Origin of the sequence: Leptospira bouyouniensis, from assembly GCF_004769525.1 — a bacterium.
GTDB lineage: Bacteria > Spirochaetota > Leptospiria > Leptospirales > Leptospiraceae > Leptospira_A > Leptospira_A bouyouniensis.
In genome coordinates this window covers 1-17,559 of sequence record NZ_RQFT01000017.1, presented here as the reverse complement: position 1 = coordinate 17,559, position 17,559 = coordinate 1, and the positions used below count along the sequence as shown (strand labels likewise).

The following is a 17,559-nucleotide window of genomic DNA, read 5'->3' as shown; positions in this document are numbered from 1 at the left end:
TTTGAGAATTCCTTTGTTATTTTTGCAGATCCAATAGGATGATCTGAAAAGAATTCACTTTAAATTCCCTTGAAACTTTCCTTCCCTCTTAGAATCTGCTGAATGAAGGGGACAAAATGGAATCAATTGCAGGAAAAATCGTAACTCATGAAAGAGAATTTTTAGGTACCATTGGATTTGATCCAACCACAGGACACATCACTTACGTAAAAGAAGGCTTGGATCCAAGTGCTCGCCAATTCTCAGAAGATTGTGTGATTTTTCCAGGGTTTGGAGACATCCATATCCATGCAAGAGAAGACGTATCAGGCAAACATACATATAAAGAAGATTTTTTATCGGCAAGTGCCGCAGCGATTAATGGTGGAGTGATCCATGTAGCTGATATGCCAAACAATCCTGTCCCTCCCATTGATGATGAAACATACGCCGCAAAACAAGCGCTAACCGAAAAAGCGCCGATTCATATCACATTATATGCAGGTATAGGTCCTCATACAAAACCTTTATCCAAAAAAGTTCCTTATAAAGTGTTTATGGGTCCTTCCATTGGGGAACTTTTTTTCCATGACAACCCTTCACTCGAAGAGGTGATCAAACACTACCAAGGCCAAGATGTAAGTTTTCATTGTGAAGACCCAGAGATTCTCATTGCCAATAAAGACCAACCCACACATGAAACAAGGCGTCCCAAAGAAGCCGAAACTGTTGCCACAGATTTTGCATTGTATCTAATCGAGAAGTACAACCTCAAAGGGAAACTATGCCATTATTCGACAAAAGACGGTCTTTCGAAGATCATTGCTGCAAAACAACGCGGTGTGAAAGTCACATGCGAAGTGACTCCAACCCATTTGATGTTTGATACCGATATGTTAACCGAAACCAATCACAAATGGTTTCAAATGAACCCACCACTTCGAGGACGTGAAGATCGAGAAGCGATGGTAAAAGGCATACTTGATGGGCATATTGATTATTTAGCGACCGATCATGCACCCCATTCGATCGAAGAAAAACAAAAAGGTACAAGTGGCATTTCACAATTGGATACGTATGGACTTTTTGTCACATATATGATACTAAATTTAAACATTCCAATGACCCTTATTGCTAAAATTTGCTCTAAAAATCCTGGTGAGTTTGTAGCAGCCTATTTACCAAAAAAATTTGGAAAAGGCGTTGGAATAATTAACGAAGGTTATGCGGCAAATTTTTCTGTCCTAAATTTAAAAAAACCAGTTGAATTTAAAAAATCAATGATTAAAAGTAAGTCCGGATGGTCGCCATTCGAAGGGTTCAAATTTCCGGGATCTATCGAAGCGGTCTATTATTTAGGCAAAGAAATACATGCGAAATGAGCCTTTAGGCAGTAAAATTCTCTCTGGTCTCACTGTTAAATCCCTTCTGACCGAATACCCAAACAGTTTCCAAGTCTTAGATTGGGAAGGGCATTTTATTTCGGTCACAGATCGATTTGCACGTTTTTTAGAATTTGAACCAAAGGAATTGGTGGGACAATCCATCCTTAAATTCACACAAGAAGACGATAAAGAAAATACGGAGAACACATTTAATAGTTTGGGTGAAAATCCGAATATTGTGAATTTCGAAAATCGTCTTGTAACCAAATCCAAAGAAGAAGTTTGGATCATTTGGTTGCTGATCCCTCTTCGTGAATCCAAAATCATTTTGGGATTTGACCGGGATGTAACGATCCAAAAAGATATTTCCTTTGAATTTTTATTACAACAACAGAAGTACAAGTCTATCTTTGATAACCTTCCAATGGGCATCGCCATCACTGATGAAAAAGGAAAAATCATTGAAACCAATAAAACAGCAAGGACTTACTTCGATATCCAAGATGGAGAACTTCTCAATCGTACATTAAACATTCGGAAGTACACTCTCATCCAACCGAATGGAACCAAAATTTACCCACGAAAATCCAGTTTGATGCGGGCCCTTCGGCACAAAGAAGTGATCCGTAATTTGGAAATTGGAATGATCAAAGAAGATAAAATCACTTGGTTTGATATTTTAGCAACACCCATTCCGATTGAAAACTTTGGCCTAGCCGTTGCCTTTCTTGATATCACCCAAAGAAGGCATGCAGAAGAAAAAATTGCCTATATGGCATTTTTTGACCAACTCACAAACCTTCCGAATCGGAACTCACTCATCGACAAACTCTTTCCTATTTTTGAAGAAGCAAGGCGTCATGGAAATTTGGTGGGTATCCTTGCAATTGACTTGGATAATTTTAAAATCATCAATGATTCCCGAGGCCATGACTTTGGTGACAAAATCATCAAACTCGTTGCCTACCGCATTCGCGAAAGCATTCGTGTGTATGATCTTATCAGCCGACAAGGTGGGGATGAGTTTAATGTAGTCTTACCAGATTTATCCAACGAAAGGGATGCCGCAGTGATTTCTGAGGCAATTTTAGATGCCATGACCCATCCCTTTATCATTGATGGTGAACGAATCTTTGTAAACATTTCAATCGGGATCGCCTTATACCCAACAGATGGAAAAGATACCAATACACTTCTTAAAAACGCAGACAGTGCCCTCAATTTAGCCAAGTCACAAGGTAAAAACTGTTACGTGTTTTTCACTGAAGAACTACAAACCGTGGTTGCCGAACGTTTGGAAATTGAAAACCGAATGCGGATTGCCATCATCGAAAACCAATTCACTTTGATGTACCAACCCAAAATTGATTTGTATACTAAAAAACCTGTGGGTGTTGAAGCATTAATCCGATGGCGCCATCCGGAACGAGGACTTATCTCGCCAAATGTATTTATACCGATTTCGGAAGAAACGGGTATGATCCTTGCGATTGGAGAATGGGTGATCAAGTCAGCCATCAAAACTATGCGAGAATGGAAAGATTCTGGGATCAAAGAAATTACCATGGCAGTGAATATCTCCACCAAACAATTCAAACACGAAAGACTCATTTCAACAATCGCCGAAAATCTAAAATTATTCAAAGTGGATCCACATGATTTAGAAGTGGAACTTACTGAAAGTTCTGTCATGGAAAATGCAGATGCCGCTGTTCGTACGATGCAAGAAATCCGTAAACTTGGTGCTAAAATTGCTATCGATGATTTTGGAACTGGTTACAGTAGTTTGGGATACTTAAAAAAGCTCCCAATCTCATCATTAAAAATTGACCGCTCTTTTGTTTCCGAAATCACAACCGACAAGGATTCCAAAACCATTATTCACGCTGTTTCCAACCTTGCACATAACCTTGGTTTGAGCGTTGTGGCAGAGGGAGCAGAAACCGAAGAACAAGTGCAATTACTTGCTGAAAGTGGTGTCGACCAAATCCAAGGATTTTATTTTGCCAGACCAATGACCTCTGAGGACTGCCTGCATTTTCTAAAAACTGAACTTGGAATTTCCGATTGACCCGTTCGCTTTCCTGCCATTTTTAACAAATAAGGATTTCACTTGAAACTTTCAGTTGATTGGCTAAACGATTTTACCCCGCTCTCCCAGATTCCGTTCGAAACAGTTCTGGAAAAAATTAATACATCGATTTGTGAAATTGACGATGTGGAAGAATTCAAAGCCCACCTATCATCCGTTATCACTGTCAAAATCAAATCCCTCGAAAAACACCCCAATGCGGAAAAATTACAAACGACCATCGCCACTGACGGGACAAAAGAATACCAAATTGTCACAGCTGCAACCAATGTATCAGCAGGTGACATTGTTCCTTTGGCACTCCCAGGTACCAAGTTGGATGGAAAAGAAATTTTAGATTCTGAACTACGTGGTGTTCGCTCCCAGGGGATGTATTGTTCTGAAAAAGAATTGGGCATGGCATTAGAATCTTCAGGTGTCCTCATCCTTCCCAAAGACACAACTCTTGGCATTTCAGTTCGCAAACTCTTTCTATGGGAAGATACCATTCTCACCATCGACAATAAGTCTATCACACATAGACCTGACCTTTGGAACCATTTTGGATTTGCAAGGGAACTCGCAAGCCAACTACAAATTCCCCTCAATACGTTTCCACTCGAATCAAATACAAAATGGGAATCGGATAACCAAGGTTTAACGGTTGAGAAATCAGATCATGCACATGCATATTATGTTTGTGCGATTCAAAATGTAAATATCACAAATTCTATTCCAAAAATCAAATCCCGATTAGAAAAATGTGGAATACGTTCCATCAATAATGTAGTAGATGTCTCCAATTATTTGTTATTAGAACTCGGCCAACCCACTCATTTTTTCGATCGTTCCAAATTAAAGTCCACAATCTTTACTGTATCCAAATCCAAGGAAGGGCAAAGTTTTGCACTTCTTGATGATACCTCTCCTACTCTTCCAAAGGGTATCGCACTTATCCAAAATGGAGAAACTCCTGTCGCTTTAGCAGGAGTTATGGGAGGAAAAGATTCAGCTGTCACCGATTCCACAAAAGATATCGTAATGGAATCCGCAGTCTTTAAAAGAGAAGATGTACGTTTCACCATTCGAAAAACCAATATACGTACAGAATCAGCGGTTCGATATGAAAAAGGATTGGACTCTTACACTTGTTTGCCGGTGATCAAACGTGCTGTACAACTACTCATAGAAAACGGAAATCCAAATGTAAAGGTATTTGAACCTCAAGGTTTCAACGATACCGAGACCAAATCTGTTACAATCAATACCAATTTAAGTTTCCTTCGAAACAAACTTGGAAAAAAGATTAGTCTCAATGAAGTAACAGACATTTTACAACGATTAGGTTTTATTGTTACAGTAAAGGATGAATCGTTATCTGTCGTTGTCCCTAAATATAGACAAAATTATGATGTTACGATACCAGAAGACCTCGTTGAAGAAATTGGTAGGACCATTGGTTACGCTTCAATCCGAACGGAAGCACTTTCTATGGCAGTGGAAACTCCGATCCGGAACCCACTCCGTGAATTGGAACGAAGAGTAAAACAATTTTTATCATTGGAAGTCGGATTCAACGAAGTATACAATTATTCGTTTGCTTCTTCGGCTGATGCAAAACTTGAAGTGGCTTATACAGAAACTTCTTTAAAAATTGCCAATGAAATGCCGGAAGAACATGCCTTCCTCCGCACAAGTTTGTATCCAGGGCTTATCAAACAAGCGAAGTTAAACCAAGATCGTTTTGATTCTGTGAATTTGTTTGAATTAGGCAGAACCTATCATAAAGAAGGAAAAGGTACTGAATTAGCAGAAGAAAAACGTTGGCTTTCCATTCTCTCTTTATCCAAACACAAACCAACAGAACTATCTTTGGTGGAAGGTGAATTCCTCCAAGTCAGAGAAACCATTTCAGAACTCTTTTTGTTTTTAAACTTACCTAAGTTTGAATGGTCAAAACAACTACGAAATCATTTTCACCCTAATGCTAGTTTGGTTTTAACCTATGATGGAAAGGAAATTGTTGAACTAGGAATCCTTCACACTCGTTTTGCCGATATTTATGATCTTAAACGTCGGGTTATCCTTTCCAAAATCAATATGGAAGTTTTGGTTGAAGTTTGGGAAACTTATGCTAGAAATTCCCATTTTATTCCGCCATCTCATTTCCCACAGGGTCAACTTGATCTTTCCCTCCTTTTGAATGATTCCGAACCAACAGAATCCTTTGTTAACTTAGTAAAGGAATTAAGAATTCCAGAATTAGAATCTGTTTATGTGCAAACGATCTTCCGTGGGGAATCTGTTGGTGATGGGAAAAAATCAGTTACCTATCGTTTTCGACTTATGTCCTATGATAAAACTTTTACCCAAGAACGATTCAAAGAACTATCTGACAATTTAGTGGAAACAGCAAAAACTAACGGTTATTCTTTGCGATAAATTTGCTTTGACAAATTCCAATTTTTATTGGGAAATCATTCGAGTTTATGCGGATTTTATATCTCATCATTCTATCGGGAAGTTTGTTTGCTTGTTCCCGATGGGAGATCCAAAAGTCAATAAGCGACGAAAGTTTTGTCCCTCAAAAAATTGATTATGCGATCCATTCTGGAAATGATGTTAATCTTGCGAAACTGAGATGGACACCTATCTTTAAGAATAATTTAAGTTTAGGTTTTCAATCTGAACATGTATATCTCAAAATCAAAGCCACTAACTTAACTTCAGTTAACAAACTTATTTTAGATTTAGGGAATCCTCATTTGGATTTTATCAGAGTGTTTGAAGAAGGAAATCCAGAACCTATCAAGGAAGGTGGGGATTTTATAGCTCATTCTCATTGGGATGCATTTTCAAAATCCATTGCTTTTGAACTCAATTGGCCTGTTGGCGAAACAAAAACTCTGATTTTGGAAACTAAATCGTCTTCAAACATCAGTTATCTAATCAGATTTTATTCTAAAGAAACGTTCTATCTAAAAGAGAATTTAGAAAACACAATCCTTGGATTTTTTTACGGCACCATTTTTATCATGGTGATATATAATTTATTTATTTATTTTATTTTAAAAGAAAAAGCTTATATCACGTATTCTATTTCAATTTTTTGTAATCTGATGTTGCAAATGTATCTGAATGGTATTCTGAACCAAGTATTTACTTTGGATCATCCAGAGATTCACAATCGAATTGGAAGTATCATCGTAACTTGTTCTGCAATTACTGGTTGGACATTTGCGCAACAAACCTTGAATTTGCGAGACTTTAATCCATGGTCACATCGTCTCATCCAATCCTTAAAATACCTTGTATTGTTTTATATTCTCATTCCATACGCATATTTACCTATTGACATTGCAGTTAGGATTGGAAACTTCATTGCTCAACTATTTGTTGTATCAGTACTTGTTGTCGCTCTTGTCAATTATAGTACAGGCAATAAACAGGCTAGATTGTTTTTGTTCGGTTGGATAACATTACTCTTTGGAATTTTAATGTATACTTTAATGCAGAATGGTATTCTACCAGTCAATGTATTCACAATATACGGAAACCAAATTGGTTCCACATTGGAAGCAGGCATTTTATCACTCGCTCTTGCAAATAAAATTAATGAACTCAAAGAGGAGAAGGCAAATACACAAGCAGAAGCCCTTGTTACCCTTGAAGAAAAAGTAAGAGAACGCACAAAAACTTTAGATGAATCATTAAACCTCATCAAAAAAGATTTGAACGTTGCCAAAAAAATCCAAAAAACTTTATTCTCTGATATCAAAACGAGTGATCCTCGAATCCATTTTCACTCTTATTACCAATCGATGTCTGAAGTAGGCGGTGACTTTTATGACCTCACACAAGTGAAAACCGACTATTATAGAATCTTTGTTGCTGATGCAACAGGTCATGGTATCCAAGCCGCTCTCATTACGATGGCAATCAAGGCAGAATACGAATCCTTAAAAATGATTTATGACCATCCCGATGATTTGGTATTCCATATGAATCAAATCTTTATCAATAAGTATAGTAACATTCAGACTATTTTTACATGTTCGGTTTGCGATATTGATTTAAAAAACAAACAATTGTTCTATGCATCTGCTGGTCACCCTGATCAAATCCACCAAAGGATTTATGATATCAAACTTTTACCAAGAACAGGCAAAATCATTGGCCTTATGGACCATACACAATACCGACTTATCGAACACCAAATCGAAGAAGGAGATCGAATTTTTTTATTCACAGATGGAATCTTCGAACAATTTAATGCTGAAAAGGAACTCTTTGGCGAAGACAGGTTGTATGAAATTCTTAAAGATAACTTAAAACTAAGTTTGGACCATTCGATGGCAAAAGTGTTAAGTGAACTCTCTTTGTTCACTGATGGACAAGCAAAACAGGATGACATTACATTTATCGGTTGCGAAATTCAAAGTCTAAGTTGACTTTGATACATGGCTTATAATCAAATTCCCCATTTTTCAAAACCATTCATCCATCCGAATGCCACAGCTTTCGGAATGATTGAATTTGGAACGTCAGTTTCCATTTGGCCAGGAGCCGTGGTACGCGCAGATATGAACCAAATCAAATTGGGTAGTTTTGTGAATATCCAGGATAATTCCACTTTGCATACGGACTCCACAAGTCCTATCACTATCGGTGAATGGACATTAGTTGGTCATAATGTGATGATCCATGGTTGTAAAATTGGACGAGGAGTTCTTGTTGGTATTGGTTCGATTGTCCTCGACAATGCAGAGATTGGGGATGGATCTCAAATTGCAGCAGGTTGTATGATCCGAGGTGGAAAAAAAATCCCACCAAGATCTCTAGTTGTGCCTGATGGTTCTGATATTAAAATTTTTCCAGGAAAAGCCAAACCTGAACTTACTGTTGCGGGATGTATTGAGTATGCTCATTTATCCGTACGATTTGAACAAAATGTATTTGTACCCTTCCAAAAAGAAGAAGAAGTTCATTTTGTCTCCCAAGCAAAAGAAATCATCGCAAAACTTGGGATTTAGACAGATCCTATCCGAAAGAATCTGTCTAAATTAGAACATAATTATAAATAGAAAATATAAACTTGGATACAACCATCTGATCTATGAACCATTTCTTTAATAAAGTAAAAGTCCTTGGAATTTTTTCTATCACTCAAACTGTCTTCCAAATTGGCACGGTGATGATTATGGCAGTTTCTGCCCTTGCTGGCCAAACAATCGCTCCTTCCCCTGAATCAGCTTCCCTTCCAGTTTCCTTTGTGATTTTGGGAACACTCATTGGACTTGTACCAGCTTCTAAGTTTATGAAATGGTATGGTAGTAAATATGGTTTACTGCTTGGTACGATCATTGGAATTTTTGGAGCCATCCTCGCAACATATGCGATGTGGGAAAAAAGTTTTATTCTATTTACCTTAGCACACTTGTTATTTGGTCTTCACCAATCTTTTATCCAATATCTTCGTTTTGTAGCAATGGAATCTGTAGCAACTCATGACCGAGCAAGTGCTCTTTCATGGATTTTAATTGCAGGGATACCAGCTGCCTTTTTAGGACCACTTGCTGGTTTACAAGGTAAGGACCTGTTCCCTTCCTCTATGTTTTTGGGATGTTATTTGATTTTGGTGGCTTCTTTATCCTTGCAATTTGCATTGATCACCTTCCTTCCATCACCTAACAAACGCAAAGCAATAGAAGAAAGTACAATGGAACTGATTTCACCAAGAGATGTGACTCGTCCCCTATCATTTCATTTTAAAAACTTAGGACTTTGGGTTTCGATCCTTGCTACTGCATTTAGTTTTGGTTTAATGGCAATGCTTATGACAGCTGTTCCAGTTGCGATGAAATCACATGGCCATGCCATGCATGCATCTACACTTGTTTTGCAATGGCATGTGTTAGGGATGTACATTCCTTCATTTTTCTCTGGATTTTTGGTTCGGAAAATGACGGCACCTTTTTTGATTCTATTAGGTGTTTTTGTAATGGGACTCGAATGTATTTCTGCCTTACAAGGAACAGAATTTTTGCCTTTTGCAGTAGCTCTTATCTTCCTTGGTATTGGATGGAATTTTATGTATGTTGGTGGTACAAACTTACTTGTAGAACAGTACCATCCTTCTGAAAAAAATTCAATCCAAGCTATCAACGATACAATTGTTTATTCGTTTGCAATCCTATCCACTTATAGTGCAGGTTATCTCGAACATAAAATTGGTTGGTTATCTTTAAATTTAGTGAGTATACCTTTTTTGATTTTTGTTTCAATCGTTACATTGTATTACATCCAAAAAAGAGGTAGGTTGAATTTTTATCATGGATCATAAATCACACTGGGAAACAATTGTTGGTTTGCAGGTAAAAGATGAAAATCTATATGCAGAATATCGAAAGGCAATGAAAAGTATTTTGGAACTTTATGAAGGTGGTTTTCGTTATGATTTCAAAATCCAAGAAACTTTAAAATCAGAAACAGAAAACCCTATCAATCGAGTATTTCTCATTTACTTCAAAAACAAAGAAAGAAAACAGAGTTTTTTTGCAGATCCCGAATACAAAAAAATTAGGGAAAAATATTTTGTTCCATCGGTAGAAAGTACAACTCAAATTGCCGAGTACGAACATATTATAAATTAAATGATTTTGCGGCTCGCTTTGATTTTTGCTGCAAATTCTTTTGCCATTTCGATCCGCATTTTCCCTTCCGCATAACGGCGTTTTTCAAGTTCCGTTTCTAATTTCAGTGGAGGAACTGGAGCTGGTTTTTTGTTTTCATCTAACGCAACAAACGAAAGATAGGCGGTTGTTGCCCGAACCATCTGACCAGTATAAGGATTTTCACGGTTCACCTGCACTCCCACTTCCATCGAAGTAGTACCCACATAATTGACCATTGCCTTCAAATTGACATGATCCCCTATCTGGATTGGTGTGATAAAGTTGATACGATCAATGCTTACTGTGACAGCTTCCCTTCCGGAATGTCTTTGTGCTGACATCGCTGCAATTAAGTCGATCCAACTCATTATGGCGCCACCAAACGCAGTTCCATAATGGTTGGCATCATTGGGCAAAACAATATGTCTGGTTTCGACGGCTGACTCTTGCGGTGACTTTGGTGATAATTCATTAGGAGAGGGCACAATGAGGATAACTTAGTCTTGACGTTTTGTTTCGAAAAGACTTTTTTAAACATGCCGACCTTAGACAAATTTTGGAAGTAGCGGACAAATGATCACTGACAAACGAAACTATGTCTATTGGCTAAAATTTCGAAAAGACACAGGTCCACTGCTTCGAAGTTTTTTAATCGCAGCTTCCGGGCTTTTTTTAGTTGCAGCAACTTTACACCTAACGCCGTATTTTACGAAATCTGGCGAAATTGATTTTATTTTTTTCATCGTTAACTTAGGAATTTCAGTTTTATTTTTACTTGAGTATCTCCTAAAAAACAAAGTCCCACTTATTTTTCGGGTATTCACTTTGATTGGCACTGCGATATTTATTTCTGTATTATCATTTTTTAGAAGTGGACTACTGGGAACTGGAGAAATCTCTCTTGCCTTCATCATCATCTCCTTTTTTGTATTTCTGCCACCAATCCCTAGTTTAATTTCAGCTATTCTTATATCAATTGTCCCCGCTGTTTTCGGAATCTGTGTTTACTTTTCTCTTTTATTTTTTCCAGAAGAATTAGGGATTAGAAACCAAAGCCCAAGAGAGTGGTATTTTAAATCTGTTAGTTTGATCATATTTTCCATCCTTTCAGGTTTTTTGATCCAAAGGTTAAGAGCCAAATTAATCAAAAACATTATATATCTAAAAGAATCCAGAGCGAAAATTTTAAAATCTAATCAACATATCGACAAACTAGCATTTTACGATTCATTAACTCAGTTACCAAATCGATATTTATTTGAAACCTCCATTCACAACCGAATTTCAAAAGGTCAAAAAGACGCATTTGTTTTACTCATCAATATTAAAGGGATCAAAGTGATCAATGCATTGCATGGCATTGGATTTGGTGATCAGATTTTGGCTCTTATTGGAAATATATTAAAACAATACTCATCAGAGAGACCAGATATTTTGATTGCGAGTTTAGGTGGAGATGAATTTATACTTTGGATAGAAAACTCTTCAAGACCAAGAATTGAAGATGCCATCATCAAATTCGATTTGAACAACAATCAAACTCTTACACCCGATAGATTAGGACATCGATTGCAATACCGAGTATCTGGAATTCATTTTCCAACCGAGGCTAATGACTTGGATGAGGTCATTCGCAAACTTTCCATTGCCATGAATGTTGCTAGAGAAAACTCAATTAATCACCTTGTTTGGTTTGAACCAGAAATGGAGAAAAAAATTGAAAGAGAACAAAAATTAAAAAACCAATTAGAAAAAGCGATAGAATCGAATGAATTTAAAATCGCTTACCAAGAAAAGGTAGATATCAAAACACAAACAGTAGTTGGACTGGAAGCACTCGCAAGATGGAGTGTGAATGACTATGGAGATATTTCACCAGAGGAATTCATTCCAATCATCACAAAATCAGAGCTCATTGTACCCTTTGGTAAAAATATTTTTCAAAAAGTAGTCAATCAGATCCCTAAACTTTTAACGTCTTACGGCAATGAAATTAAAATTTCAATCAATATCTCCCCTATCTTCTTTTTATACCCAAATTTTAATGAATATGTAATTGAATATTTAAAAGAACAATCGATTGATCCTAAAGTTCTCATTTTTGAAATAACTGAAGATGTATTTATTGATGAAATAGAAACTATCCAGAAGATTGTGTCTTCCCTTCGATCAAATGGAATCTCGGTTTCCTTAGATGATTTTGGAAAAGGTTACTCTTCATTACATTATATGCAAAAAATACAGTTCGATGAACTAAAAATCGACAAATCATTCTTGGATGACATTGCTATATCAGATAGAAACTTTTTATTATTGGAATCTATTTGCCATTTAGCTGATTCTCTTGGTTTAAAAACAATAGCAGAAGGCATTGAACGAGAGGAACAAATCCATCGACTTAAAAAAACTTCCTGCCATATTGTACAAGGTTATCTATATTCAAAACCAATGATTCTATTCGAATGAAATTGAATTGCATCTTTTAAACTAAACGAGTGTTTGATAGATTTCTCTTTCCTAGTTGCATCCAATCATTACATTTTTCATTCTATCCACATGGGACATGGCCACGATCATTCAGATCACCAAACAAAACACAAAAACCATTCACACCATCACACATCTGCTTCCAAAAATTTAGCATGGGCATTCATTTTAAATTTAATCTTTTCTATTTTTGAATTGGTTGGTGGCATTTATTCTAATAGCATCGCCATCATTTCGGATGCATTCCATGACTTCGGTGATGCCCTTTCACTAGCTTTTGTTTGGTATCTGCAAAAAGTTTCTACAAAACCGAAAGATCGCCATTTTGATTATGGATACAAAAGATTTTCAATATTAGGTGCATTAATCATATCAGTTTTATTATCCGTTGGTTCCATTTTTATGATCATTGAATCAATCAAACGATTCATCACTCCTGCAGAATCCAAGGCTGATGTTATGTTTGGACTTGCAATTGTTGGTGTTGTCGTGAATGGAATCGCCATGATTCGTTTGCATCATGGGACTAGTTTTTCAGAAAAAGCTGTTTTTTTACATTTTTTAGAGGATATACTTGGATGGGTCGCAGTTCTTATCGGCAGTGTGTTTATGTACTTTTGGGATCTTCCTTGGTTTGATCCATTATTATCTCTGTGTATTGCTATATGGATTTTATATAATGCATATGGTAACACTAAACAGGTGATGCGAATTTTCTTACAAGCAGTACCAGTATCTCTCAATCGATCAGATTTAATTGTTCAATGGGAGCATATCAAAGGTGTCAGATCAGTACATGACATCAAAATTTGGAGTTTGGATGGCAATAATCATGTTGCTTCTCTCCATGTTTTGATCGACAAAAAAACAAAACCAAATCAATTCCAAAACATCAAAGAACAAATTAGAAAAATTGCATCCAACTTCGATATCGTACACACAACGATAGAATTAGAAACAGACGAAGAAAAGTGTAATCTCCATCTAAATTGAATTCATAGGAAGAAATAATTTTTGATTTTGGATCCTTTGGATCCATTCTTTAATTTTTGGATATTGTGATAAATCAAATCCACCTTCATGAGAAACATGCGTATATGCAAATAAACTAATGTCTGCCAAAGTCATCGAATCTCCGACCAAATAGGGTGTTTTCTCTAATTGAATTTCCATTACCTTGAGAGCTTTATGACCACCAACTTGTTTTGATTCATACTCGACTCTTCTATCTTCTGGAATTCCCAAATAATGTTGGATGAATCTTGCAACAGCAATATAAGGTTCATGACTGTATTGTTCGAAAAACTGCCATTGTAATACTTTTGCTTTTTCAAATGGATCCTTTGGTAACAATTCACTTCCTTCTGCCAAAAAATTCAAAATTGCGTTTGATTCAGATAAAACCCTTCCATCATCGAAAACAAGGATGGGAATTTTACCATTTGGATTTAATTTGAGAAATGATTCAGTTTTGGTATCTCCATTTTTGATATCTAACTCAATCCACTCATAAGGTATCTTTAAGAACGAAGCGACTAACTTTAGTTTGTAACAATTACCCGATTGACTATCACCGTAAATTTTCATTTTCTTTCCTATAGAGATCAGGCAAAAAATTTTGAAACTGACCAACTTCTTCTATATTATGTTTGATCCAAGCATATCCATGTTTTTTGTCAAAGAATAGAAACTCAAAAATTGGTCTTAAAAATCGAAATGAAAATCCTTTCCATCCGACAATTAGACAATTCTCATAATATGTTCCGTCATCGGTTTGTTGGAAACGGTATTCCATTCTTGCTAAAGGTAATAATCCATATAATTTAGGATTATGAATGAATCCATCCTCATCCAATTTTTCAATCGGACTAATTACATTGACTAAATACTTTTTTTGTCGGCCAAGGTATTCTACGATTCGTAATACAGCGCCAGGTCCGATCGAACCATCTTCTTTCCGTTTTTCATAACTCACATGAACATGGTCTTCTGGATGCCATACATGGTATCGATTGTAATGTTTTCCTTTGTATTCGATGTCTCCTTCCAGATTTTGAAACCACCAAACCAACATTTTAGGCGCTACTTCCTTTAGAATTTCATGTTGGATCCAATATTTCACTCGCCCATCGGGTAAAATTTCCCTTCCAGATTTAGCCGAATCCACAGATTTCCGAAGCCATTCAATTTCAAGTATGGGTAACAACCCTAATTTGACTCGTTTCATAAAACCCCTCATGTATAGTATACACTATACTCAATTAAAACCATTGTAAAGTAAATACTATACAAAAAATCAATCGAAAAAAATAACCATTGGAGAAAAATGATATATTACGAGCTAGATGTAACCCATGAAACTTACCTTAAAACTGCTACAAAATGAATTTGAATCCTATCAAAATCCTTACTCAGAGAAGGAAAAAGACATAGTAAATGCGGCTGAGCAAGTTTTTGCAGAACAAGGATTCAGTGGGGCAACTACCGCAGAACTAGCAAAACAAGCAGGGGTTACAGAACGAACTTTGTTTAAATATTTCCCTACAAAAAATGATCTTTACAAGCGAGTGTTAGCTGGTTTACTTTTTCAGACAATTTTGCCAGGACATATGACGGATTTAAAACATAGACTTCAAACCTTAAATCCAAATTTTAAGGATTGGTATATTGCGATAATAAAAGCAAGGTATGAAGCTGTTGCCAAAGAACCACAAAAATTAAAACTTTTACTTGGCGCCCTTCTATTTTCAAAAGAATTTGCAGAGATATTTGGACAATTGTGGAAAATTAATTTGTATGATACCTCATTGGAAGCTTTTCGTTATTTTCAGGAAAAAGGTGATATTCGCAAAGACTTAGATCCAAATCAAATCGTCCGAGCTTCGTTTAGTTTGGGTGCCAGTTTTTTGATAACTAAGTTTGTATTAGCACCTAAGTATCCAATCGAAGTAAATGCAGAAATCGAATCTATATTCTCAATTTTTTACCTAGGTATATCGAATCAAAAATGAATTGAAGGCCATCCATTCATTAATTCTATGAAACAGGAAACAAATAGGAAATACTTTAATGAGATACGATCCAATCAATGATGGCATTCATAAAAAGTATCATGCTGTTTCCTTCAAGGTAATCAAGGCACCTAAAGAATTACAGTCCATTGTCCATTCTTACTGGGAAATGAAAACAGTTCAGATGTTAGAGGAAGATTTTATCCTACATGTGATTCCAGATGCCTGTGTGAATTTGCTACTTAATTTATTGGATACAAAAATTGCCGCAATCACGATGAGAAAAACAGAATACGTAACACTCAATTTAGGTAAAAAGTTTCATTATACAGGCATTCAATTTTTGCCGGGAATGTGGCAAGGGAATCCAAAAGAAATCGTTTCTGGGTTTGTGGACCAACCTTATCAAGGGAACTTACCTCTCGTGGCAACGGCAATCCGTCTGTTGCATTTAGAGTTTGAAAATTTTTCTGATATCTTTTCAGAACTTGTGCAAACATTATTGAAAGAAGGAATTGTAAAGAACAATGAATTAATCAGTATAATCTTAGAAAATTTGGATGAGATTGAGTCGGTGGAGGATATGGCAGTTTATGGAAACTTATCTCCAAGACAGTTACAACGTAAACTCAAACAGGCAACAGGATTTTCTCCTCACGATTTTTTAAAAATAATCAGATTACAAAAGGCATTAAAAGGCCATTATCTCGATTTTTATACAGACCAATCTCATTTCATCCACTCCTTTCGTAAAATCACAGGTTACACACCAAAAGAATATTTTAAACACTTCGATGTCTGATTTATACAATCCTAACTTACATTTTTGAAGTAAGATCAATCATCATGAAAACAATACCTTTCATGATGGAGGATAATGATATGACAAAAACAAATGCCATTGGTTGGTTTGATCTCTACGTGAATCAATTGGATAGAGCCGCGAAATTTTATGAAAATATATGCCAACAAACCTTAGAAGATCTAATCGACCCAACTGGTGAAACAAAAATGAAAGTTTTTTCTTCTGATATGGCTATTTATGGTTCTTCTGGTGCACTTGTGGAATCAAAATACCAAAAGCCTGGGTTAGGTGGAACATTGGTTTATTTTAGTGTTGAAGATTGTTTATTGGATGAAAATAAATTAAAATCTTATGGTGGAAAATTAGTTCGGCAAAAGTTTTCTATCGGCAAGTTTGGATTTGTATCCATTTGTGAAGATTCTGAAGGAAACCAAATTGGACTCAGTTCTATGAAATAAGTACCATACGATCCTTAAATATAAAAATCATTTAGACTAAGATTTTTATATTAGGATCATTCCATTGATTTTGATTGCCGACGGTTACATTCTTTAGAGTAAACAGTTTGGCAGTCATTTTTTCGTGGAACAAGTAATACTACTTTTCCTTTGGTTAACAGTTGGTTTGCAACCTCATCAATTCCAAATCCATTGCCTAAATAAAAATCAACTCTTCCTTCGCCTTGGATGGCATTCCCACGATCGTGAACAAATGCCAGATGGTCATGATATGTCTGTTTGGTGGAAGGAAAACTCAAAAGGACTGGAAATCCAAGGGGAATTTGTTTGTCCATCGCCACTGATCGACCTTCGACAAGCCTTATGCCACCACTTCCCAATGGTCCGATGGGAAACGAATTGGATTTACGATTATGAATGGCTTCTTTTTCAAAAAAAATATACCTTGGATTTTTCCAGATAGCATCTGTTACTTCGATTGGATTTGTTTCCATACAATTGGAAAGATGATATGGCTTTAAACTTGGACAAACAGAAACAAAGGAAGTTTTTCGGATCAATTATTCTTCTGACAATGGGTTGGATTATATCAGTCCATCAATCCATTTAACAGGTGTTTGTCCAAGTTTAAAGCCATATCATCTTTCCAATTGTATGGAAACAAATCCAATCGAAGTAACAGATGCTAT

General features: G+C 36.2%; 16 protein-coding genes. 12 read left to right on the top strand and 4 right to left on the bottom strand.

Features of this window, described 5'->3' with window-relative positions; all coding sequences use genetic code 11:
- Positions 1-116: 116 nt before the first annotated feature.
- The 7 genes from EHQ43_RS18690 to EHQ43_RS18660 all read left to right on the top strand — a co-directional run bounded on the left by EHQ43_RS18690 (position 117) and on the right by EHQ43_RS18660 (position 10,088).
- Positions 117-1,361: an amidohydrolase family protein gene (locus EHQ43_RS18690; protein ID WP_135740807.1), complete on the top strand. Its 1,245-nt coding sequence runs from the start codon at positions 117-119 to the stop codon at positions 1,359-1,361.
- Positions 1,351-3,435, top strand: a complete 2,085-nt coding sequence (locus EHQ43_RS18685) for a bifunctional diguanylate cyclase/phosphodiesterase (protein ID WP_135753606.1) — start codon at positions 1,351-1,353, stop codon at positions 3,433-3,435. The genes EHQ43_RS18690 and EHQ43_RS18685 overlap by 11 nt, the downstream gene beginning before the upstream one ends.
- Positions 3,436-3,477: 42 nt before the next feature.
- A complete protein-coding gene (gene pheT, locus EHQ43_RS18680) occupies positions 3,478-5,877 on the top strand; it encodes a phenylalanine--tRNA ligase subunit beta (protein WP_135772013.1) in 2,400 nt (799 codons plus the stop codon).
- Between the two features lie 47 nt (positions 5,878-5,924).
- Positions 5,925-7,886: a 7TM diverse intracellular signaling domain-containing protein gene (locus EHQ43_RS18675; protein WP_135740804.1), complete on the top strand. Its 1,962-nt coding sequence runs from the start codon at positions 5,925-5,927 to the stop codon at positions 7,884-7,886.
- Positions 7,887-7,895: 9 nt separating this feature from the next.
- Entirely contained in the window at positions 7,896-8,468 is a 573-nt protein-coding gene (locus tag EHQ43_RS18670; RefSeq protein ID WP_135740803.1) for a gamma carbonic anhydrase family protein, read from the top strand.
- 83 nt (positions 8,469-8,551) lie between these two features.
- Positions 8,552-9,778, top strand: coding sequence for an MFS transporter (locus tag EHQ43_RS18665; RefSeq protein WP_135772012.1), 1,227 nt, complete (start codon positions 8,552-8,554; stop codon positions 9,776-9,778).
- Positions 9,768-10,088, top strand: a complete 321-nt coding sequence (locus EHQ43_RS18660) for a DUF1330 domain-containing protein (protein WP_135740801.1) — start codon at positions 9,768-9,770, stop codon at positions 10,086-10,088. The genes EHQ43_RS18665 and EHQ43_RS18660 overlap by 11 nt, the downstream gene beginning before the upstream one ends.
- Here the strand turns inward: EHQ43_RS18660 and EHQ43_RS18655 are convergent.
- Complete coding sequence (locus EHQ43_RS18655; RefSeq protein WP_135740800.1) at positions 10,085-10,594, bottom strand: acyl-CoA thioesterase; 510 nt, start codon at positions 10,592-10,594, stop codon at positions 10,085-10,087. The genes EHQ43_RS18660 and EHQ43_RS18655 overlap by 4 nt on opposite strands.
- 88 nt (positions 10,595-10,682) lie before the next feature.
- Here EHQ43_RS18655 and EHQ43_RS18650 point away from each other — a divergent pair, with 88 nt between their 5' ends.
- Both EHQ43_RS18650 and EHQ43_RS18645 read left to right on the top strand, forming a co-directional pair.
- Positions 10,683-12,575, top strand: coding sequence for a putative bifunctional diguanylate cyclase/phosphodiesterase (locus EHQ43_RS18650; protein WP_135740799.1), 1,893 nt, complete (start codon positions 10,683-10,685; stop codon positions 12,573-12,575).
- 90 nt (positions 12,576-12,665) lie between these two features.
- A complete protein-coding gene (locus EHQ43_RS18645) occupies positions 12,666-13,589 on the top strand; it encodes a cation diffusion facilitator family transporter (RefSeq protein WP_135742379.1) in 924 nt (307 codons plus the stop codon).
- Here EHQ43_RS18645 and EHQ43_RS18640 read toward each other — a convergent pair.
- Positions 13,581-14,183, bottom strand: a complete 603-nt coding sequence (locus EHQ43_RS18640) for a glutathione S-transferase family protein (protein WP_135740798.1) — start codon at positions 14,181-14,183, stop codon at positions 13,581-13,583. The genes EHQ43_RS18645 and EHQ43_RS18640 overlap by 9 nt on opposite strands.
- A complete protein-coding gene (locus tag EHQ43_RS18635) occupies positions 14,167-14,823 on the bottom strand; it encodes a DAPG hydrolase family protein (protein ID WP_135772011.1) in 657 nt (218 codons plus the stop codon). The genes EHQ43_RS18640 and EHQ43_RS18635 overlap by 17 nt, the downstream gene beginning before the upstream one ends.
- Before the next feature lie 127 nt (positions 14,824-14,950).
- On the opposite strand from EHQ43_RS18635, the gene EHQ43_RS18630 reads away from it, so the two are divergent.
- From EHQ43_RS18630 to EHQ43_RS18620, 3 genes are all read left to right on the top strand, one after another.
- Entirely contained in the window at positions 14,951-15,607 is a 657-nt protein-coding gene (locus EHQ43_RS18630) for a TetR/AcrR family transcriptional regulator (protein ID WP_135772010.1), read from the top strand.
- Positions 15,608-15,665: 58 nt separating this feature from the next.
- Positions 15,666-16,409: a helix-turn-helix domain-containing protein gene (locus EHQ43_RS18625; RefSeq protein ID WP_135772009.1), complete on the top strand. Its 744-nt coding sequence runs from the start codon at positions 15,666-15,668 to the stop codon at positions 16,407-16,409.
- Between the two features lie 80 nt (positions 16,410-16,489).
- On the top strand, positions 16,490-16,870 hold the full coding sequence (locus EHQ43_RS18620) for a VOC family protein (protein WP_135740794.1): 381 nt from the start codon (positions 16,490-16,492) through the stop codon (positions 16,868-16,870).
- Between the two features lie 56 nt (positions 16,871-16,926).
- Here the strand turns inward: EHQ43_RS18620 and EHQ43_RS18615 are convergent, their stop codons facing one another.
- Entirely contained in the window at positions 16,927-17,430 is a 504-nt protein-coding gene (locus tag EHQ43_RS18615; RefSeq protein ID WP_244242901.1) for a 3D domain-containing protein, read from the bottom strand.
- Positions 17,431-17,559: the final 129 nt, after the last annotated feature.